This window comes from Micromonospora sp. C41 (assembly GCF_018070485.1).
GTDB classification, from domain to species: domain Bacteria; phylum Actinomycetota; class Actinomycetes; order Mycobacteriales; family Micromonosporaceae; genus Micromonospora; species Micromonospora chalcea.
This window is the reverse complement of sequence record NZ_JAGPXP010000010.1, coordinates 43,531-65,113: the sequence shown is the minus strand read 5'-3', so window position 1 is coordinate 65,113 and position 21,583 is coordinate 43,531. Positions and strand designations below refer to the sequence as shown.

The window sequence follows — 21,583 nt, the reverse complement described above, 5'->3', positions numbered from 1 at the left end:
CGCACGCCATGACAGACGACGCGGACCGCAACTACCAGGGCGGCGAGGCGCACGACCCGCTCGTCGACGAGACCGAGGACGCCCGCGAGGCCCGCTCGGCGGCGGCCCGGCTGTTCGACATCCGCCGGGTCATCGGCGGCCTGTTCGTCGCGTACGGGCTGATCGTCGGCCTGATGGGGCTCTTCGACACGTCCGCCGAGATCGACAAGGCACAGGGCCTGCGGATCAACCTGTGGGCTGGCGCGGCGATGCTGGTGTTCGGCCTGCTGATGCTGCTCTGGCAACGGCTGAGCCCGACCGAGACGCCGGAGCCCGGCCACGACGACGCCTGACCGTCCGCATGGCGCGGCCCGCACCGGGTACGCCCAGGGGATCACGCGAAGGGACAGGAGGGCAGCAGCATGACCGATCGTGACCGCGGTGGCGAGCGGCCGCTCGAGGAGACCCCCGAGGTGGCCGCGGCGGTGGACGACGACAGCACGGTGCCCCAGTTGCGCGCCGGCGGCGTCGACCCGGACAACCCCACCTTCACCGAGCCCGACGGCGCGGTGGCCGACACCGGCTCGCCGAACATCATCGGTGACCCGTACGCGGCCGGGACCGGCGCGACCGGCACCGGCACGGGCGCGGCGCCGGACGGCATCCGTACCGGCGCCGAGCAGCCCTGGGACCCGGAGGACCTGGTGATGGCCCGGGGCCAGGACATGACGCCGGAGAACCTGGAAAGGGCCCGCCACGACCTGCACGAGCTGGGCCGGGCCGCGATCGAGCGTACGGTTCCCTGACCCGGACGCCCGAGGGCCCCTGGTCGACGTGGGCGTCGACCAGGGGCCCGGGGAACCCGCGCGGGCGGTGCCTCACTCCCGCCGCCGCGGGTGGTACGGCCGCGGCTCAGGAGAGCGGCGGGTACGCGTTCTGCATCAGCTGCTGGAACTGGGCGGCGAACCACGCGCCGGAGATCGGCGCGTCCGGCAGGGCACCGGACATGCTGTTGCCGTTGCGGGCGTTACCGGTGTAGGTCGGGTCGCACATCCGGTCGAAGCCCTTGCCCTCGTTGTTCGGGATCTCCTTGCTGGAGCCGTCCGACTCACCCGGGGGCTTCACCCAGACGTAGGCGTCGATCCCGGGCTCCGGGTTGGCCTGCGGCCGCTCGCCGAGACCCGCGCCGGCCTGGTTGCACCAGTTGCCGGTGTGGAAGCGGCGGTCGACCCGGCCACCGTCGACGTAGGCGTCCACGCTGGTCGACGGGCCGGGGCCGGTCGGCCGGGCGGAGCCGCCCCAACCGTTGCGGGAGGTGTCGATCAGCATGCCGATGTTGCTGTCGAAGCCGATCGAGACCAGCTTCTGCCGGAACGCCTGGGCGAACGACAGCTCGTCGAGGTACTGGTTCCAGTCGGCCCACTTGGACTGCCGCACGGTCTGGCCGTTCACCGTGTCGGTGATCTTGACGTACGGCTCCTTCAGCGCGGAGTAGTTCGCCGTGTTGACGATGAAGCCCGCCACGTTGGCGACGGTGCTGCCGGAGGCGACCGCGGCGGCCTTGAGCTGGTCGGCGACCGGGCCGAAGTTGCTGTCCCAGCCGATCCAGCCGTGGTGGGCGGCGTCGATGTAGTTGTAGACGTTGCCGATCGCGCCCAGCTTCGCCAGGGCGTAGCCGACACCGTTCACGTACGCGCCGTTGGCCTTCACCGTGTCACACATGACCGTGCCGCCCGCGTTGCCCGAGGTGTTGGTCACCAGGTTGGGCAGCGAGTCGATCTCGATGATGTTGACGATGCGCAGGTTCCGGTACTTCGAGTCGCCCTGGATCGCGGCGATCGGGTCGATGTACTCGGCCTTGTAGCGGGGCAGCTCGTCCGGGCCCAGCTCGCCGTTCGAGGCGAGCGCCGAGCAGTCGCGGCCGGGCAGGTTGTAGATGACGAACTGGATGTAGCCGGCGCCCTGGGCGAGCGCGGCGTCCAGGTGGTCACGGACGCCCATCGCGCCGTTGGAGCTGCTGTCCGGCGTGCCGTTGATGGCGGCGATCCGGTCGATCCAGACCGCGGTCGGGTTGTTCGACACCCGGTTGCCGCCGGACACCGACTCGGCCTTGGCCTTCCACTCGGGGTTCACGTACCCCTTCACCCCGGCGTACGGGTTGTCGACCCGCTGCCCGGGCGGCGGCTGCGACGTCGGCGGGGTCGACGTCGGCGGCGTGCTCGTGGGCGGGGTGCTGGTCGGCGGCGTGCTCGTGGGCGGCGTGCTCGTCGGCGGGGTGCTGGTGGTCGGCGTGCCGCCGTTGCAGACCGTGCCGTTGAGCGTGAACTGGGTCGGCTTGGGGTTGCTGCCGCTCCAGGAGCCGTTGAAGCCGATGGTGGTGCTGGCACCGCTGGCGAGCGACCCGTTGTACGCCTCGTTCTGCGCGGTGACGTTCTGGCCGCTCTGGGACCACCGCGCGGACCAGCCGTTCACCACCCGCTGCGAGCTGTTCGGGAAGGTGAAGCCGAGGTTCCACGAGGTGAGCGCGTCACCGATGTTCTTGATGGTCACGGTGCCGGTGAATCCACCGGGCCAGTCGCTGGTCGTGTAGGTCACGCTGCACTGGGTGGCGGCCTGCGCCGCGGTGACCGGGAGGGTCACCAGTCCACCGGCTACCAGGACGCCGGCGCTGGTCAGCGCGAGCGCCCGGTTCCGGCCGGACAGCCTTCTCCACAGATTCATGCCACTGATCTCCTTGGGCGAGACCGGATCCGCGTACGGCCCGGCGCAAATGGCGGCGGCGGTCGCCCTGCGGGAACGACCGTGCGCGCCACTGGTTACTTCGGGGGACGCCCGACCCGGACGGGCGTTGGGGGTGGTGGTGCCGACCGGTCCGCAGGACCGGCCGATGGAGCCGGACGTCGGCCGGTCAACCGGCTGCCCTCGACGCCTGAGCTCGCGGTGTGGCTCCCCGAACCGCGTGCAGCGATTCTTGCATGGGAGCGCTTCCATGGCAATGCCTCGATGCGCCTCGCGGCCCACCCTACCGCCCGCCCCGACCCCGCCCCGCTCACCGCGCGCCCGGACCCCGCTACACCAGCCGGGCTCGCCGCCAACCACCCGCGGGCACCACCTCGCCGCGCTCCCCCTCACGCCGGGCGGCGGACCGTCCCGCCACCGCCTCGGCCGGGTGGAACGCCATGGGTGTCAAAACGGCCAAATGACACCCATGGCGTTCCACCCACCGGCGGAGGCGAGACCGTCGGAACCGTACGAGCGGGATCCGGGTCGCGGGGTCGCCGAAGTCGGGCCGATCGGCGCGCGGAGGCGGGGACAGCGCGGACACGCCCGATCTCGACAAACTCCTAAAAGCGAATCTTTCCCCGAATAAGTCGCGAAAAGGTCTAACGTCGGCCTTAGCTCGACTGACGTCGGGCTCAGGACGAACAGGGATGGAGACGCTGGTCATGGCTAAGAAGATGCTCGGGAAGGTGGTCGCGGGCGCTGCCCTCGGCGGCGCCGGCCTTCTCGTGTTCACCCCGGGAATGGCCTACGCGGGCGGGCACGACGAGGGCAAGGTCATCGCCAAGCCGCACGTGGTGAAGGCGGGGGACACCGTCGAACTGCTCGCGATCTGCTCCGAGCCGCAGCAGCACGCCACCGTCTGGTCGAAGGTGACCGGCAAGGTCGACCTGCGCCCGGCCCGCGACGGCGAGCACGGCGACTGGGCCGACCGGGGCGGTGACTGGGGCGGCGACCAGGACTGGGGCTGGGACGACAAGGGCCCGGACGGCAAGGACGAGCACGGCAAGGGCCCGGACGGCAAGGACGACCACGGCAAGGGCCCGGACGGCCGCGGCGAGCCGGGCGGGGACGAACACGGGCCGGGCGGAGATGGGCCCGACGGCAACGGGCCGGGCGGCAACGGCCCGGGCGGCAACGGCCCGGGCGGCAACGGCCCGGGTGGCAACGGGCCCGGCGGCAACGGCCCGGGTGGCGACGGCATGCCGCAGCCCCCGGCGGACCAGCCCCAGCCGCCGGCCGGCCAGCCGGAAGGGCAGCCGCAGCCGGGCGGCGCGGGGGCCGGCGCGGCCGTCGACCCCGGCGACTGGCAGGGGCACGACGAGTACGGCCAGGACGCCGAGCCGGGCTGGGAGAAGGAGAAGCCGGGCGGGCCGGACTGGACCAAGGACGCGCACGGCCCCGACGGCAAGGAACAGCACGGCAAGGACGCCAAGGACGAGCACGGCAAGGACGACCGTGGCGGCCGGCCGGACGACAAGGGCAAGGACGGCAAGGACGAGCACGGCTCCTGGCAGGGCGGCAAGAACGACTGGCAGGAAGGTAAGAACGACTGGCCGGGCGACAAGAGCGACTGGCCGGGCGACAAGAGCGACTGGCCGGGCGACAAGGACGACTGGCAGGCGAGCGGAGGCGCCTGGCAGGACGACAAGGGCGACTACGGCAAGGACGCCGAGCGCGACTACGGCAAGGACGGCTGGGAGCACGGGAAGGACTTCGTCTACTACGGCGAGGCCACCGTCTCGCACGACGCCCGGCCGGGCCGGTACGAGTTGCGGGGCTCCTGCGGTGAGGGCGAGCTGGTGGTCCTGCCGCGCGGTGGGGTCGACGGCGGCGACGGCGGCATGACGACCACCGGCGTGGACCGTACCCTCGCCACCGGTGGCGCGGGCATGATCGGCGCCGCGGCGCTGGGCGGCCTGGTGCTGCTGCGCCGGCGGCGGGCCGGTGACCTGGTCTGACCGGACGACGACCCGGGCCGGCGGCCGTCACGGAAGTCCGTGGCGTGCCGCCGGCACGGCCGTCGTCGTCCTGCTCGCCATGGCCGGGGCCGGTCTGATCGGCGCGTCCGTCCGGACCGTCCCGCCACCGTCCCCGCCGCAGCCGCTCGGGCAGGCGGCCCCGGTCACCACCGGCCCCCAAGCAGACCCGGACGCCGAGGGCCAACCGGGGCCGGACGCCGAGGGTCAGCTGACGCCGGACGGCACCGGCCTGCCGACGGCGGACGCCGCCGGGGGCGCCGTCGGCCCCGCGACGCCCGGCCCGACGACCGGCCCACCCGGCGCCGCCCCGGGCACCGCGGCCGCCCCGGGGGCCGCAGCGGTCCCGGGCGCTCCGGCAGCAACGGGCCCAGCGGGCGCGACGAGCCCGAACGGCGCCGCCCCGGCTCCACTGCCCCGGTCCGCGCCGACGACCATCTCGATCCCCCGTATCGGGGTGCGGGCCGAGATCATGTCGCTCGGCACGAACCCGGACGGCACGGTCCAGGTGCCCCCGCTGGACCAGGCCATGAAGGCCGGGTGGTACTCCCCCGGCGCCAGCCCGGGCGAGGCCGGCAACGCGGTGATCGTGGGCCACGTCGACTCCGCCCAGCTCGGCCCGGCGGTGTTCTTCAACCTCGGCGCGCTGGTGGCCGGCGACACGATAGTGGTCACCCGGCAGGACGGCAGGTCCGCCACGTTCACGGTGCGCGAGGTCGGATCGTACCCGAAGACCGCCTTTCCCGCCGCGCAGGTCTACGGTCCGTCGGCCGTGCCCGCCCTGCGCGTGGTGACCTGCGGCGGGGTGTTCGACCGCACGGCCGGAAGCTACCTGAACAACATCGTCGTCTACGCCCCGATGACGAGCTGAGGCGGAAACGGCGGTGGCCCGGTGGTCGGTTCCCCGACCACCGGGCCACGCTCGGTTGAACGGTCAGGCCGCCGCCGAGGTCCGGACCAGGGTACGGATCTGGCGCAGCAGCACCGACAGCGCGGACAGGTCGGCGCGGGACTCGTCGAACTCCCCCATCGCCCGGTGCGCCCGGTGGATCGAGGTGGCGTTCGCCTGCTCCCATTCCTGCACCCGCTCCACCGGCGGCACGTCGTCCGGGGTGGAGCCGAGCACCTCGGCGGTGAGCGCGGCCAGCGCGGCGTACAGGTCGTAGCGCAGCGCCATCCGGGCCAGCGTCTGCCACCGGTCCTCGCGCGGCAGCAGGGAGATCTTCGACAGCAGCGCGTCCACCCGGAACCGGTCGGAGAGCACGAAGTAGACCGAGGCCACCTCGCCCACGTCCCGCCGGGTCGCCTGCGCCGTCTCGACGATGTCGAGCAGGCCGAAGCTGTACATCAGGCGGGTCGCCTGCTCGGCCAGGTCACGCGGCAGCCCCCGGTCGACGAGCGACTCGATGTGCGCCGCGATGGCCTCCCGCTCGGTGCCCCAGAACCGGTGCTCCAGGTCCGGCAGGAGCTGGGCCACGCCGCCACGCAGCCGGTCGATCTCCGCCGGCACGTCGATCGGCGACCGGCGGTTGGTGACCAGCCAGCGCACCGCGCGGTCGAGCAGCCGCCGGGTGTCCAGGTAGACGGCGGTCTGCAGCTCGGGCGAGACCTTGTTGTCCAGCGCCTCGACCGCGTCCCAGAGGTCACGCAGGCCGAACACCTCGCGGACCACCACGTACGCCCGGAGCACGTCCGCCGCGGAGGCGGCCGTCTCCTCGACCACCCGGAAGACGAACGAGATGCCGCCCCGGTTGATCGCCTCGTTGACCAGGACAGTGGTGACGATGTCCCGGCGCAGCCGGTGCCGGCCCATCCGGTCGGCGAAGCGCTGCCGCAGCGGCGTCGGGAAGTAGTTGACCAGGATGTCGGTCGTCCACTCCTCGTCCGCCAGGCCCTCGCCGACGATCTCGCGCTCCAGCACGATCTTCACGTACGCGAGCAGCACCGCGAACTCCGGCGCGGTCAGCCCGCTCTCGGTGCGGACCGCCAGCTCCTCGTCCGACGGCAGCGCCTCCAGGGCCCGGTCCAGCGCGCCGGACCGCTCCAGGTCGTTGATCATCCGCCGGTGCACCGGGAGCAGCGAGGCGGCCTGGGCCTGGGCGTTGTTCAGCGCCCGCGCCTGGTCGTAGTTGTCCCGCAGCACCAGCTCGGCGACCTCGTCGGTCATCCGGGCCAGCAGCTCGTCACGCTCCGGCCGGTCCAGCTCCCCGTCGGCCACCGCCGTGTTGAGCAGGATCTTGATGTTGACCTCGTGGTCGGAGCAGTCCACACCGGCCGCGTTGTCGATGAAGTCGGTGTAGATGCGGCCGCCGGTCGAGGCGTACTCGATCCGGCCCTGCTGGGTGAAGCCCAGGTTGCCGCCCTCGCCGACCACCCGGCAGCGCAGGCTCTTGCCGTCCACCCGGATGGCGTCGTTGGACTTGTCGCCGACCTCGGCGTTGGTCTGGCTGGACGCCTTGACGTAGGTGCCGATGCCGCCGTTCCAGAACAGGTCCACCGGCGCGGTGAGGATCGCCTTCATCAGCTCCTGCGGGCTGAGCTGCGTGACGTCCTCGTCGAGGCCGAGCACCGCGCGGACCTGCGGCGAGATCGGCACCGACTTCGCCGTACGCGAGTGGACGCCGCCGCCTTCGGAGATCAGCTCGCGGTCGTAGTCCTCCCACGACGAGCGCGGCATGTCGAACAGCCGCTTGCGCTCCTCCCACGACCGGGCCGAGTCCGGATCCGGGTCCAGGAAGATGTGCCGGTGGTCGAACGCGGCCACCAGCCGGATGTGCTTCGACAGCAGCATCCCGTTGCCGAACACGTCGCCGGACATGTCACCGACGCCGACCACAGTGAAGTCCTGCGTCTGGGTGTCGTGCCCCAGCTCCCGGAAGTGCCGCTTGACCGACTCCCAGGCGCCCCGGGCGGTGATGCCCATCTTCTTGTGGTCGTAGCCGGCCGAGCCGCCGGAGGCGAACGCGTCGCCCAGCCAGAAGCTGTGCGCCTCGGAGATCTCGTTGGCGATGTCGGAGAACGTCGCGGTGCCCTTGTCGGCGGCCACCACCATGTACGGATCGTCGCCGTCGTGCCGGACCACGTCCTCGGGCGGCACGATCTCGCCGCTGACGATGTTGTCGGTGACGTCCAGCAGCGCGGAGATGAACTCCTTGTAGCAGATCACCGCCTCGTCCCGGTCGCCCGGCTTCTGCTTGAGCACGAAGCCGCCCTTGGCGCCGACCGGCACGATCACCGCGTTCTTCACCATCTGCGCCTTGACCAGGCCGAGCACCTCGGTCCGGAAGTCCTCGCGCCGGTCGGACCAGCGCAGGCCGCCGCGGGCCACCGGCCCGTAGCGCAGGTGCACGCCCTCGAACCGGGGCGAGTAGACGAAGATCTCGAACTTGGGTCGCGGCGCGGGCAGGTCCGGGATGGCCTGCGGGTCCAGCTTGAACGCCACGTACGGCTTGGGCCGCCCGCCCACCGGCTTCTGGTAGAAGCTGGTGCGCAGCGTGGCCTGGATCAGCGTCAGGTAGGCCCGCAGGATGCGGTCCTGGTCGAGGCTGGCCACCTCGTCCAGCGCCTCGCCGATCGCGTCGACCAGCTCACCGCTGCGCTGCCGCCGCTCGTCGAGCGTGGTGGCGCCCGGGGCGAACCGGGTCTCGAACAGCTTCACCAGCAGTTCGGCGATCTGCGGGTACGCGATGAACGTCTGCTCCATGTACTCCTGGGAGAACACGGTGCCGGCCTGGCGCAGGTACTTCGCGTACGCGCGCAGCACGACGACCTGCCGCCAGGTGAGCCCGGCCCGGAGCACCAGCTCGTTGAAGCCGTCCACCTCGGCCTCGCCCCGCCAGGCGGCGGCGAAGGCGTTCTCCACGTGCGGACGTACCTCGGCCAGGTCCTGGTGCCGCTCGGGCAGCTCCAGACCGAAGTCGTAGAGCCAGATCCGGCCGTCGACGCGCTCCACCTCGTACGGGTGCTCGTCGACCACCTTCACACCGAGCGAGTGCAGCACCGGCAGCACGGCGGAGAGCATCATCGGCTCGCCGTACCGGTAGACCTTGAACCGCACGTCCATCGCCTCGTCGGCGTCGGCGGCGCGGGCGGCGTACGGACGCGGCGGCGCCTGCTTGCGGAACAGGTGCATCTCCAGCTGGCCGGGCTCCTCCAGCAGCTCCAGCTTCGCCAGGTCCTTCATCGCCTCGTAGGGCGTGTGCCCGTCCTTGTAGCCCTCCGGGAACGCGTCGGCGTACCGGGCGAACAGGTGCTTGGCCTGCTCGTCGCCGAGCTTGCGCTCCAGCACCAGCCGGTAGTCGTCGTCCCAGAGGCGGGTCGCGTCGGCCAGCTCCTCGGCGAGCAGGTCGGCGTCGATGTCACCGGGCGGGTTGTTCGGGTCGGTCCGCACGATGAAGTGCACGCGGGCCAGCATCGACTCGGTCACCCGGGTGGTGTAGTCGACGCCGACGCCGTTCAGCTCGCGCAGCAGGATGTCCTGCATGCGCAGCCGGTTCTGCGTGGTGAACCGGTCCCGCGGCAGGTAGATCAGGCAGGAGATGAACCGCCCGTACGCGTCGCGGCGCAGGAACACCCGCAGCTGCCGGCGGCCCGCCATCCGCAGCACGCCGATCACCGCGTGGTAGAGGTCGTCGGTCTTGATCTGGAACAGCTCGTCGCGCGGGTACGTCTCCAGGATCTGCAACAGGTCCTTGCCGGAGTGGCTGCGCAGGCTCAGGCCCGAGCGGTCGAGCACCTCGGCGACCTTACGCCGGACCACCGGCAGCTCCTGCACGCTGGTCCGGTACGCGGCGGTGGAGAACAGGCCCAGGAAGCGCCGCTCCCCGACCACCTCGCCGGCCTCGTTGAAGATCTTGAAGCCGATGTAGTCGAGGTACGCCGAGCGGTGCACGGTGGCACGCGAGTTGGCCTTGGTGATGATGAGCAGGCGCTTCTCCAGCACCTTCTCGTGCGCCTCGGGCGTCATCGAGTTCAGCGACCGGGCCTCCGGCGAGTCGGAGCGCAGGATGCCCAGGCCGGTGCCGAGCACCGCCTCCAGGGCCTGCCCGCTGCCGCGCGCGCCGTCGGCGTCGACCAGGCGATACTCGCGGTAGCCGAGGAACGTGAAGTGGTCGTGCGCCAGCCAGCGCAACAGCTCCACCGAGTCGGTGATGTCCTTTTCCGGCACCGGCGGGCGGTTGTCCGACGTCCGGGCGGCGGCCAGCTCGTCGGCGAGCGCGAGGGCCCGCTGCCGCATCTTCGGCCAGTCCTCGACCGCCTCGCGCACGTCGGTGAGCACCCGCTGCAACTCGCGGCGCAGCGCCTCCCGCTCGGCCGGGTCGCGGACCGGGTCGATCTCGATCCGCATCCAGCTCTCGACCAGGTCACCGGCGATGGCGTCGTCCGGCTCCACGTCCGCCGAGACCTCGGTGAGCCGGCCCAGCGGCTCGCGCCGCACCACGACCAGCGGGTGCACCAGCAGGTGCACGTCGAGGTGACGGGAGTTGAGCAGGGCGGTCACCGAGTCGACCAGGAACGGCATGTCGTCGGTGACGATCTCGACGACCGTGTGGTGCTGCTCGGCGTCCGGCTCGTGGATGCGCAGCTTCAGCTCGCCCGGAACCCGCTGCTGGGCCAGGTCCCGGTGGGCCCGGGCCGCCTCCAGCATCTCCTCGGCGGTGAAGCCGATCAGCTCCTCGTCCGGCGCGAACCGCCAGAAGCGGTCCACGAGTGTGGCCGCGTCGTGGTCGTCGCCGGCCAGCGCGACCGCCTGGGCGACCAGCCGCTCCGCGTTGGGAACGGGCTCGTCCAGCTCGGCGTCCTCCGACTCGTCGGCCAGTGCCTGCGTAGGCAGGCCCAGGTCGTAGAGGGTGTCGATGCTGGAACCGGTCATCCCGGTCACTCCTGTGTCGAGACGGCTGAAACCGTCCCCGTCGGTCGCCGAATCGAAGCTGTCGTCGTCCCGGCCGGTGTCAGCCTGCCGGAGGTCGGGTCCCGGTTTGATCGCCGGACGCCGGTCCATCGGTGCCACTCCCCTCGACCCACCGCACTGTGGGTCACTCTGCCGCCCAGCCTAGGCCCTACCGCGTGGTACCTCCCGCGGCGGACCACCGGCCGGACGTCCGGATCGGGACTCTGTCCTTTCACCCGTTGCGGGTTCGTGGTCGGCCGCCCGCGGAGTACCCCGACTGGCGATGTTCATCACACTGCCACACGGGGCTTTCCGCGCTGCCGGAGGCCGTGGCGGGGCGGTGGCGAGCGCCGGGCCGTACTAGCGTGCAGGGCAGTTGAGCACCGGAGGGACCGCTTCATGCCCGTGTCGTACCCCGTCCGCCCCAGCCGTCACACCCGTCGTCGCCTCCTCGCGGGGCTGGCCGCCGCCCTGGTCACAGCGGGCGCGCTGACCGGATGCTCCGGCGACGACGGCCCGGAGGCGGCCGTCGAGGCGTTCCTCGGCGGCTGGCGCTCCGGCGACCTGCAGGCGGTCGGCTTCATCCAGCCGGCCGGCGGGCGGGTGGCGGCCGGCGAGGTGACCAAGCAGCTCCAGGCGCTCGCCGGTGAGCTGGCCGCCAACCCGCCGGAGCTGACGCGCACCGGCGAGATCACCACCAAGGGCGACGTAGCCACCGCCCGGGTCAAGGTGAGCTGGGCGCTGCCCGGCGGCGCCCGCTGGGCCTACGAGAACCCGGTACGCCTCAAGCGCGGCGGCGACGACCAGTGGCAGGTGATCTGGGAACCGGCTGTGGTGCACGAGAAGCTGGAGAGCGGCGACCGGATCGCGCTGCGGCGGGAGCCGGCGCAGCGCGCCGGCGTGCTGGACGCCGCCGGCCAGCCGATCGTCGCGCCGCGCCCGGTGGTCCGGGTGCAGGTCGTTCCCGGCGAGGTCACCGACGTGCCCGGCCTGGTCAAGAAGCTGGACGCCGCGTTCAAGGCGATCCGGCCCGCGCTCAGCCCGCCGGTCGACCTGGGCGACCTGCCCAAGCGGCTCAAGGAGGCGAAGCCGGACGGGCTCGTCGAGGTGGTGACGCTGCGTGAGGACGCATACCGGCAGATCAAGCCACGCATCTACGAGCTGCCCGGCACCCGGTTCGCCACCGACCAGCTCATGCTGGCCCCGACGCGCGAGTTCGCCCGGGCGCTGCTCGGCTCGGTCGACCAGGCCACCGCCGACGACCTGCAGGCCCACCCCGAGCGGTACGCGCGCGGCGACCTGGTCGGCCACGGCGGCCTCCAGGGCCGGTACGACGAGCGGCTGCGCGGCGTCACCGGCGTCACCGTGATCACCGAGCGGACCACCCCGGACGGCAAGGTCGAGCCGACCGGCACGGAGCTGTACCGCGCCGACCCGAAGCCCGGTCAGCCGGTGAAGACCACCATCGACGTGGCGACCCAGAACGCTGCCGACGCCGCGTTGCGCGGGCAGACCCGCCGCTCCGCGCTGGTGGCGCTGCGGATCAGCGACGGCACGGTGCTGGCCGCCGCGAACGGTCCCGGGGCGGCCGGCGAGAACCTCGCGTTCACCGCCCAGGTGCCGCCCGGCTCGACGTTCAAGATGGTCAGCGCGCTCGGCCTGCTCGACCGGGGCGCGGTGACCCCGCAGACCACTGTGAACTGCCCGAAGACGGCGACGGTCGAGGGCCGCAGCTTCAAGAACTCGGACAACTTCGAGCTGGGCGCGGTGCCGTTCGCCACCGACTTCGCCAAGTCCTGCAACACCGCGTTCGTGGCGCTGGCGCCGAAGCTCGGCCCAGACGGGCTGGCGCAGGCCGGTCGTACGCTCGGCCTGGAGGCCGCGTGGGACCTCGGCGCGGACGCGTTCACCGGCAAGGTCTCCGCCAACGGCCCGGCCACCGAGCAGGCCGCCGCCGCGATCGGCCAGGGCACCACGCTGGTGAGCCCGCTGGCCATGGCGAGCGCCACCGCGGCCGTGGCCCGGGGCAAGTTCGAGCAGCCCAAGCTGCTGCTCGACCCGGCGCCGGCCAAGCCCGCGCCGGCCGGCGAGGCGCTCAAGCCGGAGTCGGTGGCGGCGCTGAAGTCGCTGATGCGCGGGGTGGTCACCGCGGGCAGTGGCAGCGCGCTGGCGGATGTGCCCGGCGAGCCGGTGCACGGCAAGACCGGCACCGCGGAGTACGACAACAACCCGGCGAACACGCACGCCTGGTTCGTCGGGTGGCAGGGTGACGTGGCCTTCGCCGTCTTCGTCGAGCAGGGCGGGGCGGGCTCGAAGGTGGCGGCGCCGATCGCCGAGAAGTTCCTGCGGGGCCTCGCCCGCTAGCCCGCCTGCCCCGCCGTACGCGCACCGGGCGCAGCACTGTCGGATGTCCGGCATTCACTTGCGGTGGGGAAGCGGCGGCCGACGCGGCGACGAAACTCCGACACACCCTCGCAAATCCCTTGCGCTTTTTCTCGGACAGTCGTCGATCGGGTCATTACCGCAACCGACGGCCATCGACTCCCGTCATGACGGGTGGTGAACATCAAGACAGCGCTGTACGGTGCCGACACGCGCCCACAGGCGGCGATCCGCCCATCATCGCTGTGGAGATGAATTGGCACACCCAGTAGCAGCGCTCTCGGGAAAATCCCTGTCCGAATCCATCGACCGCGCCTTGTCCTGCCTTCGGGTCAACTTCCGGTCGCCCGAGGGCACGGCTGGTTGGTATCACTTCCTGGACGATCCCAATCCGGGAATCACCGCCTCCGCCGTCGGGCTGTTCACCTTCCGCATCGCGGGTCAGGAGTTCGAACGGGCTGACGAGATCATCAAATACCTGGTCGACCAGCAGATCGTCGATCCGGACGGCGGAGCGGGTGGCTGGGCCGTGAGAACCACCAACGGCTTCCCGATCATCGAGGCCACCGCGTGGGTGGTACGCGCGCTGAGCCCTCCCGGCACGGGTCGGCTCGCCGCGTCCGACGCATTGCGGGGTGGCGTGCGCTTCCTGGAAGAGAACCAGAACACCGACTTCGGTTGGGCCTCATACGCCGGTCAACCCTCACGAGTCTTCCACACCGCGCTGTGCATGCTGGCGCTCCAGGAGTGCGGCGGCCCGCCGCACGTCATCGACAACGCCAAGAAGTGGCTGATCGGGGCGCAGAGCCCCGACGCGCCGGCCTGGGGCCCGTTGCCCGGCGCTCCGCCCACCCTCCTGCACACCAGCTTCGCACTGCTCGCCCTCTCCCAACTCGAGGGCGCGCTGAGCGTCAACACGATCAGCAAGACGACCGACTGGATCCTCGAACGGCTGGAGGCGGGCGAGCACGTCGAGCGGTCGTCGACGGTGGAGGAGTTCGACGTCCCGTACCCGGACGGGGACCGCCAGACGGTGTTCCAGAATGTCCTGCCGCACTTCGCCGGCCCGATCGCCGTCACCGCTCTCCTGGCGGCCGGCGTCGACCCGCTGCAACCCAAACTGTTCACGGCGGCTTCCGCGATCATGCGGGATCAGGGTCCGACCGGCGCCTGGGAACTGCCACGCAGCCCGTTACGGGAGTCCATCTGGGCGATCTGGCCCTTCGTCTCGGCCCTGTCGAAGATGCGGGAGGCGGTGTTCCCCGGACGGACCGGCGAGGCTCAGCTCCTCTACCCGGGTTGCGCCCTGGTACAGACACAGGTGAGCGCGAGGAGGCTGACCAGCGCCCTGTTGATGCGCAACTTCCTGCTGAACTGGGTACGCCGACGCAAGGTGACGCTCGCACTGTGGTCGATCGGGGTCGTCTATTCGATCGGCGCGGTGGTCCTCTACCTGACCAGAGCCGTCGATCGCACCGAGTTTCTGGTCGGTCTCATCCTCCCCGCGCTGCTGCTGATCTTCCAACTGATCTGGGGGGCACGCCGGCGGCGCGGAGGGCAAGGGCAGTGACGGGCGGACCGGCCGACAGCTGCGAGATGTGCCGGGAGGTCAGGCGCAACACCGTTGGCGCGTCCGGCCTCGACGATCCCTCGCCGCCCCGGCTCGTCATGCGGTGGTCGGGCCTCGACGTCATGGCCGGACTCGGCTCCCTGACTCCGGGCTACGCCCTGGTCGTACCGCACCGTCACGCGCCGAGCAGCGGCGACCTCCCCGCCGGGGAACGGTCCCGGCTGCACGTCCTGGCCCGCGCCGTCGCCGCCCAGATCGAGCGCGTCTTCGCCTGCCGGGTGACTCTGGTCGAACACGGCTCGTCGGGCAAGGAGGCCGGTCACCGCGGCGGCGGCTGCATCACCCACTGTCACATCCATTTGTTTCCGCTCCCGCCGGAGGCGGATGCCCGCGCGCTGGTTCCGCCCGGCGCCCACCCCGTCGACGGCCTCGGCCCATTGATCAAGGCGGCCGACGCCCGCAGGAACTACTACTACTGCTCGTGGGCACCGTCCTTCCACTATCTGACCCTCGAACCTCCTGCGGTTTCGCAGTACGCGCGACGTGTCTGGGCCGAAATCGTGGGCCTGCCGGACACCTGGGACTGGGCCGCTTTTCCCTATATTGAGAACTGCCACATCACCATTAGGGAACTCCGACGGGACGAGGCGCGGATGAACGAGACGATTGGTGCCGAGGTCCTGGACGAGACGCTGGCCACCTACGAGAACAACGCCGCGCGCTACGCGGCGGACACCGAACAGTTCGCGGACGACTCCGCGCTTCCCCACCAGATCGACCACCTGCTCGATGCGACCACCGGTCCGGTACTGGACGCCGGGGCGGGCGCGGGTCGGGACGCACACTACATGGCGGCCAGGGGCCGTCCCGTCGTCGCCATGGACGCCTCTGCCTCCCTGCTCACCCAGGTCAAGTGGAGCGCCCCGTTCTCACGGCTGGTGGCCGACATCAGGGACATCCCACTGGCCGACTGCTCCGTCGGCGCGATCTGGTGTTCGGCGGTCCTGCTGCATCTCGGCGGTGCGGACGTACGACGGTCGCTCGACGAGCTGCACCGGGTGCTGAGACCCGGGGGCATCATGCAGATCTCGGTCAAGGAGGGCCGAGGGCTCGTCAGCGAGCAGCTGGGCGAATCGGGCGAGGTCCGGCACTTTTTCCTGTACGAGCTGCCCGAGCTGCGCGCTCTGGTAGAGGAGGCCGGCTTCGAGGTGACCCGGGCCTGGACCGAGGAGGAGAGCAACTCGGGCCGATCCGCGCAGAGCTGGGTAAAGGTGCTGGCTACGAGGAGGTACTGACCGTGCTGCCCCACCTCCATCTGCACCTCGAACCCCAGCAGCGCAAACGTCTACAGGTGGGCCTGACTCCCGCCGAGCATCGCCGGGATCCGGCGGCCTTCTTCGCCGCGCACGACGTCGGCAATCGCGGACGGCTCCCGGTGTCGGCGGACGACTTGCGATCGTTCATCCGGCAGATGCACGAGGAGCAGCGCCGGGAAGGGGTGGATCACGTCGAACTCCGGCTCTCGCCGCGGCGGTTCGTGTGGGACGGCATGCCACTGGCCGCGTTCCTCCGCGTCGCGCACACCACAATGGAGTCGCTGGAGCGCCCGTCGGTCCGGGGGATTCTCCTGATCAACCGGGACAGCGACGAGGAGTTCGTTCGCGCCTGCACGGGCGCGCTGGCCGACCTTCCGGCCACCTTCGTGGGCATCGACCTCGCCGGCGACGAGAGCAGGTACGACGACACGGCTCCGTTCCGGGGCCTGTTCCGCGCCGCCCGCGAGTCGGGGCTCGGCGTCACGGTGCACGCCGGGGAGTTCGGGCACCTGGATGGCGTATGGCGTGCCCTGGACGAACTCGGCGCGCAGCGTTTGGGCCACGCGGTCGCCGCCGCCCGCAGCCCGTCGCTGCTCAAGCGGTTGGGAAACGACGGTGTGCTCGTCGAGGTGTCGATCTCATCGAATCTGGCCCTGGGCGCGGTCGACGCGGCCCACGCCCACCCGGTGCGGACCTTCCTCGACGCGGGTGTGCCGGTCTGCTTCAACACGGACGTCCCGTTGGAGAGCGGGGCTACGCTTCCGGAGGAGATGGCGTCGGCGGCGAGGCTGCTCCATCTGAGCGTCGCCGAGGTGACCGCCGTGCAGCGGAAGGCGGCGGCGTTCGTGTTCCGACGGCCGGGCTGAACTGCCGCGCGATCAGTCGATGCCCGCGGACGACGGCGGGGTGTCCTTCGGTGCGTCCTCGTCGGTCTGGGGCACCCGACGCAGCAGCCCGGAGGAGACCGCGGCGGCTGGCCCGATCGGCTCAACGGCGACGGCCGGCACCGGCGTCTCCAACGACGCCGAGGCGAGCCCTCCGGACGTCGGCGCTGAGGCGAGATCCGGCTCGTCCGCCGCCAGGCCGGAGCCGAGCCCGGCGGTCCCGGCCGCCGGATCCGCGTCCCGCTCTGCGGCGTCGCCGTTCGGCGATAGGAAGCTGCCCGCCCGGGTTGCCTCCGCGTACCGTGCGCGCTGGGGCGGCGGGCCGGGCGGCAGCAGACGGGGCGGCACGGCGCCCGGCGCTACGACCGGGGCGAGCCCGGCCACCACCGTGTTCACGATCTCGGCCGCGTACGCCCCGTCCGGGTCGTAGTCGGGGTCGAAGACGGTCAGCTCGACGCCGAGGCAGTGCGGGGTGTCGACCAGCCCGGCCAGCAGGATCTCCAGCTCGGCGAAGGCGATGCCACCGGGGTCGGGCGCGTCCACGGCGGGCATCACCGCCGGGTCGAGCACGTCGACGTCGATGTGCACCCAGTAGCCGGCGCAGTCGACGAGCTGCTCGTGCGCCCACTGGGCGGTCCGGGCCGCGCCCTCGGCGCGCAGCGCCGGCACCGGCCGGGTGGTGATGCCGGCGGCCTGCAGGTCGAGGCGGTACTCGTCCTGCGCGCGGATGCCGAGCACCACCACGTCGATGTCCCGGAAGTAGGGCCGCCTCCCCTCGATGGCCGCCAGGTCGGGCTGCCCCCGCCCGGTGACCAGCGCCAGGTCCTCCCCGGCGGCCGCGCCGACGTAGGAGGCGTTGCCGGGGTGCCGGAAGTCGGAGTGGCCGTCGACGAAGACCAGGCCGATCCGCCCGCCGACCGCCTCGCCGAGGCGGTGCATGGCCAGCCCGGAGCCGAGCAGCACCGAGCAGTCGCCGCCGAGCACCAGCGGGAACTCGCCCCGGTCGATGATCGCGCCGATCCGGTCGGCGAGCGCCAGCGAGTACGCGGAGATCTCCGGCGCGTGGCAGACGCCGTCGCCGGGTCGCCAGTCCCCCGGGTCGTACCGGGGCGGGGTAAGGCAGCCGGCGTCTCGGGCCCGCAGCCGGGCGAGCAGGCCGTGGTCGCGCAGCGCGCCCGGCGCCTTGGCGCATCCGGGCACGGAGCTGGCGGTGGGTGGGCGCAGCCCGAGGTTCGTCGGCGCGTCGAGGACGGCGATCCGGCGCATCATGGGCTCCCGTCCTCGGTGGTCGGGCGGGCCGGCGGTGCGCCGGCCCGCGCGGGTTGACTCAGAACAGCGCGCTGGCCAGGGCGCGTCGGGCGGAGGCCACGGCGGGGTCGTCCGGGCCGGCGATGGTGAACAGGCCGAGCAGGTGCTGGCGTACCCGGTCCCGGTCGTCCCCGGCGGTGCGCCGGACCAGGCCGACGAGCCGCTGGTACGCCTGGTCGGCGAGGCCGCTGAGCACCTCGATGTCGGCGGCCAGCAGTTGGGCGTCCACGTCGTCGGGGGCGGCGGCCGCGGCGTCCAGCGCGCCCTGCGGGTCGGCGCCGGCGACCCGGCGGGCCAGCCCGACCTGCGCCAGGCCCGCCTCCGCCGCCGCGTCGGCCGGGGACTCGGCGAGGATCTTTCGGTACGCCGCCTCGGCCGCGTCGAGGTCACCGCTCATCAGCGCGTCGTCGGCGGCGTCGAGGCGCGGGTCCTCCGGTTCGGCGACGGTGACGCCACCGGCCTTGAGCACGGCCTGAAGCCACTGTCGCAACTGCGACTCGGGCACCGGGCCGGGGAAGGCGTCGATAGGGCGGCCACCGACGATGGCGTACGTGGTGGGCAGCGCCTGGAGCTGGAACATCTGCGCGAGCCGCGGCTGCTGCTGCACGTCGACCCGGGCCAGCAGCCACGCTCCGCCGCCCTCGGCGGCCAGCTTCTCCAGCACCGGGGCGAACTGGTCGCTCTCCGGGTAACCGGCGGCGCCGAAGAAGACCACTACCGGTGTGGTGAGCGAGCGTTCGAGCACCTCGGACTGGATGTTCGCCTCGGTCACGTCGATCACGGCGGCGGAGCCGGCGGGGCTGCCCGGCAGCCCGGCGGGCGTGCCGCCCGGAGACGGTGTGGCGGTGGAGGTGTCGGCAGGTGCGGGGGTGCGCAGCGCGCTGAGGTCGACCGCGCCGCGGGTGAAGATCGACGAGGTGATCCGTGGGTCGCTCATGGTTGTCTAGTCTCGCACGTACGCGACGGATCTCCGACCAGCCGCGACGGCGACAGTCACCACTCTCCCCCAGCTCAGCCCGCCCGTAAGGAAGGGCCCCTTGTTAACGCCTGCGGTAGAGGAAGGGCCCCTTGTTAACAGCAGCTGTTAACAAGGGGCCCTTCCTTACAAAGCGGCGGTCAGAAGCGGGCGGGCTCGCGGTAGACGCCCCACTCGGTGCGGAGGGCGTCGCAGATCTCGCCGAGGGTGGCCTCGGCGCGGACCGCGTCGAGCATGGCGGGGATCATGTTCTCGCCGCTGCGGGCCACCTCGACCATCCGCGCCACGGCGGCGGTGACCGCGGCGTCGTCGCGGGCCGACTTGCGCTCGGCCAGCACCCGGCGCTGCTCCAGCTCCACCTCGTGCGAGATGCGCAGGATCTCCAGGTCCTTGGCGACGGTGCCGGTGTGGCAGTTGACGCCGACGATCTTCTTGTCGCCCTTCTCCAGCGCCTGCTGGTAGGCGAACGCCGACTCGGCGATGTGCCCGGTGAACCAGCCGTCCTCGATGCCGCGCAGGATGCCGGAGGTCATCGGGCCGATGGCGTGCGGGCCCTCGCCGCCGAGCTGCTTGATCCGGGCGAAGATCTCCTCCGCCTCGGCCTCGATCCGGTCGGTGAGCGCCTCGACGTACCAGGCGCCGCCGAGCGGGTCGGCCACATTGGTCACCCCGGTCTCCTCCATCAGCACCTGCTGGGTACGCAGGGCGATCTCGGCCGACTCGTCGGTGGGCAGGGCGAGCGTCTCGTCGAGGGCGTTGGTGTGCAGCGAGTTGGTGCCGCCGAGCACCGCGGCCAGGGCCTCCACGGCGGTCCGTACCACGTTGTTGACCGGCTGCTGCGCGGTGAGCGACACTCCGGCGGTCTGCGTGTGGAACCGCAGCCACTGCGCCTTCTCGCTGGTGGCGCCGTACACGTCGCGCAGCCAGCGGGCCCAGATCCGGCGGGCGGCGCGGAACTTGGCGATCTCCTCGAAGAAGTCCACGTGGGAGTCGAAGAAGAAGCTCAGGCCGGGGGCGAACGTGTTCACGTCGAGCCCGCGCGACAGACCCAGCTCGACGTACCCGAACCCGTCGGCCAGCGTGTACGCCAGCTCCTGCGCGGCGGTCGAGCCGGCCTCGCGGATGTGGTAGCCGGAGACGGACAGCGGCTTGTACCGGGGGATCTCCCGGGCGCAGTACTCCATCAGGTCGCCGATGAGGCGCAGGTGCGGCTCGGGGTCGAACAGCCACTCCTTCTGCGCGATGTACTCCTTGAAGATGTCCGTCTGGAGCGTTCCGTCCAGTGTGGACAGATTGGCGCCCTGCCGTTCGGCGGCGACCAGGTACATGCAGAAGACCGGCACGGCCGGACCGGAGATGGTCATCGAGGTGGTCACGCCGGCCAGGTCGATGCCGTCGAACAGCACCTCCATGTCGGCGGCCGAGTCGACGGCGACACCGCAGTGGCCGACCTCGCCGAGCGACTGCGGGTCGTCGGAGTCGCGTCCCATCAGCGTCGGCATGTCGAAGGCGACGGAGAGCCCGCCGCCACCGGCGCCGAGGATCATCTTGTACCGCTCGTTGGTCTGCCGGGCGTTGCCGAAACCGGCGAACTGCCGGATGGTCCAGGTCCGCCCGCGGTAGCCGGTCGGGTACAGACCCCTGGTGTACGGGAACTCGCCCGGCCAGCCGATCCGGTCGAAGCCCGGGTACGCCGCGCCCTCCGGCGGGCCGTACACCGGTTCGACGCTCATGCCGGACAGCGTGGTGAAGTCCGCGTCGCGCTTGCGGGCGGCGTCGTAGCGGGCCTGCCAGCGGGCCCGACCGGCGGCGATCTCGTCAGCGTCCATGCGCGGAGCTCCTTCTCAAGTCGTCGTCCCAAGCCCGAGTGTAGAGCGAGATCCTGAACGATCCTTAAGTGCATGCGTACCGGCTGGTAACTCGCAGGCGCCCGGCGCGAAGCCCCACCACGATCGTCGATCCGCAGGTCAGAGCGCTGTCTCACGTGCCGGACGGCTTGCCGCCGGAGCCTCCCCGGCGGCCCGGAGACGTGCCACACTCCCCGCCGTGGGCATGCACATCGCGATCGGGCCGATTACCTAGGCGGCGTACGCCTTCGCGTGCGTCGCCGGCCAAGCCACCCTGTCGGCTCGACACTGTGAGGCTCCCGTGACCACGTTCCCGTTTCCCCCCGTCACCGTCGATCGCCGGCTTCCCGGCCCGGCCGTCCGGCCGCACGACGACTCCCCCGCCGGCGCGTGCACGATGGTGGTGCACCTCGGCCCCGGGCACTCCACCACCGGCCTGCTCAAGGTGCTGTCCGTCCTGCACTCACGCCGGGTCGCGGTGACGCACGTCCAGTACGTGCAGTGCCCGGACCGGTCGGCGGTGATGATCGTGGAGTGCTCCCCCGCCACGGCGTCGCTGGAGACGGTACGCAAGAGCGTCGCGAGGGCGATCCCGGTCGTCAGCGTCAGCGTGCACACCTCGCCCACCCGCGACGGTGTGCGGCGCCCCCGGGCCCGTCGCGGCAGGTGAC

General features: G+C 71.8%; 14 protein-coding genes. 9 read left to right on the top strand and 5 right to left on the bottom strand.

From position 1 onward, the window contains the following. Positions 1–8 precede the first annotated feature (8 nt). Together KBX43_RS13435 and KBX43_RS13430 are read left to right on the top strand one after the other, a co-directional pair. On the top strand, positions 9–332 hold the full coding sequence (locus tag KBX43_RS13435; RefSeq protein WP_043328786.1) for a hypothetical protein: 324 nt from the start codon (positions 9–11) through the stop codon (positions 330–332). 69 nt (positions 333–401) lie between these two features. Then, the gene (locus tag KBX43_RS13430; protein ID WP_043328785.1) at positions 402–785 is read left to right on the top strand and encodes a hypothetical protein; all 384 of its coding nucleotides are present in this window, start codon (positions 402–404) and stop codon (positions 783–785) included. Positions 786–891: 106 nt separating this feature from the next. Here the strand turns inward: KBX43_RS13430 and KBX43_RS13425 are convergent, their stop codons facing one another. Beyond that, a complete protein-coding gene (locus KBX43_RS13425) occupies positions 892–2,700 on the bottom strand; it encodes a glycoside hydrolase family 6 protein (RefSeq protein WP_069087262.1) in 1,809 nt (602 codons plus the stop codon). A 725-nt stretch (positions 2,701–3,425) separates the two neighbouring features. Here KBX43_RS13425 and KBX43_RS13420 point away from each other — a divergent pair. Together KBX43_RS13420 and KBX43_RS13410 are read left to right on the top strand one after the other, a co-directional pair. After that, on the top strand, positions 3,426–4,721 hold the full coding sequence (locus tag KBX43_RS13420; RefSeq protein WP_247677389.1) for a hypothetical protein: 1,296 nt from the start codon (positions 3,426–3,428) through the stop codon (positions 4,719–4,721). Positions 4,722–4,800: 79 nt separating this feature from the next. Continuing rightward, positions 4,801–5,610: a class F sortase gene (locus KBX43_RS13410; RefSeq protein ID WP_247677397.1), complete on the top strand. Its 810-nt coding sequence runs from the start codon at positions 4,801–4,803 to the stop codon at positions 5,608–5,610. 63 nt (positions 5,611–5,673) lie between these two features. Here the strand turns inward: KBX43_RS13410 and KBX43_RS13405 are convergent, their stop codons facing one another. Further along, positions 5,674–10,740, bottom strand: a complete 5,067-nt coding sequence (locus tag KBX43_RS13405) for an NAD-glutamate dehydrogenase (RefSeq protein WP_166457024.1) — start codon at positions 10,738–10,740, stop codon at positions 5,674–5,676. Between the two features lie 288 nt (positions 10,741–11,028). On the opposite strand from KBX43_RS13405, the gene KBX43_RS13400 reads away from it, so the two are divergent. The 4 genes from KBX43_RS13400 (at position 11,029) to KBX43_RS13385 (ending at position 16,763) form a co-directional block, all read left to right on the top strand. Continuing rightward, positions 11,029–12,993: a penicillin-binding transpeptidase domain-containing protein gene (locus tag KBX43_RS13400; protein ID WP_210884622.1), complete on the top strand. Its 1,965-nt coding sequence runs from the start codon at positions 11,029–11,031 to the stop codon at positions 12,991–12,993. Positions 12,994–13,267: 274 nt separating this feature from the next. Then, on the top strand, positions 13,268–14,581 hold the full coding sequence (locus KBX43_RS13395; protein ID WP_158629869.1) for a prenyltransferase/squalene oxidase repeat-containing protein: 1,314 nt from the start codon (positions 13,268–13,270) through the stop codon (positions 14,579–14,581). A 122-nt stretch (positions 14,582–14,703) separates the two neighbouring features. Beyond that, positions 14,704–15,876: a methyltransferase domain-containing protein gene (locus tag KBX43_RS13390; RefSeq protein WP_181373767.1), complete on the top strand. Its 1,173-nt coding sequence runs from the start codon at positions 14,704–14,706 to the stop codon at positions 15,874–15,876. 56 nt (positions 15,877–15,932) lie between these two features. Beyond that, positions 15,933–16,763 carry a hypothetical protein gene (locus KBX43_RS13385; protein ID WP_051611373.1) on the top strand — a complete coding sequence of 277 codons (831 nt, stop codon included), beginning with the start codon at positions 15,933–15,935 and terminating at the stop codon, positions 16,761–16,763. Positions 16,764–16,775: 12 nt separating this feature from the next. Here the strand turns inward: KBX43_RS13385 and KBX43_RS13380 are convergent, their stop codons facing one another. The 3 genes from KBX43_RS13380 to KBX43_RS13370 all read right to left on the bottom strand — a co-directional run bounded on the left by KBX43_RS13380 (position 16,776) and on the right by KBX43_RS13370 (position 20,894). Beyond that, the gene (locus KBX43_RS13380; protein ID WP_043328780.1) at positions 16,776–18,050 is read right to left on the bottom strand and encodes an arginase family protein; all 1,275 of its coding nucleotides are present in this window, start codon (positions 18,048–18,050) and stop codon (positions 16,776–16,778) included. A gap of 58 nt (positions 18,051–18,108) precedes the next feature. Continuing rightward, the gene (locus KBX43_RS13375) at positions 18,109–19,026 is read right to left on the bottom strand and encodes a tetratricopeptide repeat protein (RefSeq protein ID WP_043328779.1); all 918 of its coding nucleotides are present in this window, start codon (positions 19,024–19,026) and stop codon (positions 18,109–18,111) included. Positions 19,027–19,205: 179 nt separating this feature from the next. After that, positions 19,206–20,894, bottom strand: coding sequence for a methylmalonyl-CoA mutase (locus KBX43_RS13370; protein ID WP_043328778.1), 1,689 nt, complete (start codon positions 20,892–20,894; stop codon positions 19,206–19,208). A 319-nt stretch (positions 20,895–21,213) separates the two neighbouring features. On the opposite strand from KBX43_RS13370, the gene KBX43_RS13365 reads away from it, so the two are divergent. Further along, positions 21,214–21,582: a hypothetical protein gene (locus KBX43_RS13365; protein ID WP_247677388.1), complete on the top strand. Its 369-nt coding sequence runs from the start codon at positions 21,214–21,216 to the stop codon at positions 21,580–21,582. The last annotated feature ends 1 nt before the right edge of the window (position 21,583 follow it).

Excerpts from the sequence above, each read along its gene's own strand:
- KBX43_RS13410 (WP_247677397.1), top strand. The coding sequence starts at position 4,801 with ATGGCCGGGGCCGGTCTGATCGGCGCGTCCGTCCGGACCGTCCCGCCA.
- KBX43_RS13430 (WP_043328785.1), top strand. The coding sequence starts at position 402 with ATGACCGATCGTGACCGCGGTGGCGAGCGGCCGCTCGAGGAGACCCCC.
- KBX43_RS13390 (WP_181373767.1), top strand. The coding sequence starts at position 14,704 with ATGGCCGGACTCGGCTCCCTGACTCCGGGCTACGCCCTGGTCGTACCG.
- KBX43_RS13370 (WP_043328778.1), bottom strand. The coding sequence starts at position 20,894 with ATGGACGCTGACGAGATCGCCGCCGGTCGGGCCCGCTGGCAGGCCCGC.
- KBX43_RS13400 (WP_210884622.1), top strand. The coding sequence starts at position 11,029 with ATGCCCGTGTCGTACCCCGTCCGCCCCAGCCGTCACACCCGTCGTCGC.
- KBX43_RS13420 (WP_247677389.1), top strand. The coding sequence starts at position 3,426 with ATGGCTAAGAAGATGCTCGGGAAGGTGGTCGCGGGCGCTGCCCTCGGC.
- KBX43_RS13425 (WP_069087262.1), bottom strand. The coding sequence starts at position 2,700 with ATGAATCTGTGGAGAAGGCTGTCCGGCCGGAACCGGGCGCTCGCGCTG.
- KBX43_RS13380 (WP_043328780.1), bottom strand. The coding sequence starts at position 18,050 with ATGATGCGCCGGATCGCCGTCCTCGACGCGCCGACGAACCTCGGGCTG.
- KBX43_RS13375 (WP_043328779.1), bottom strand. The coding sequence starts at position 19,026 with ATGAGCGACCCACGGATCACCTCGTCGATCTTCACCCGCGGCGCGGTC.
- KBX43_RS13435 (WP_043328786.1), top strand. The coding sequence starts at position 9 with ATGACAGACGACGCGGACCGCAACTACCAGGGCGGCGAGGCGCACGAC.
- KBX43_RS13405 (WP_166457024.1), bottom strand. The coding sequence starts at position 10,740 with ATGGACCGGCGTCCGGCGATCAAACCGGGACCCGACCTCCGGCAGGCT.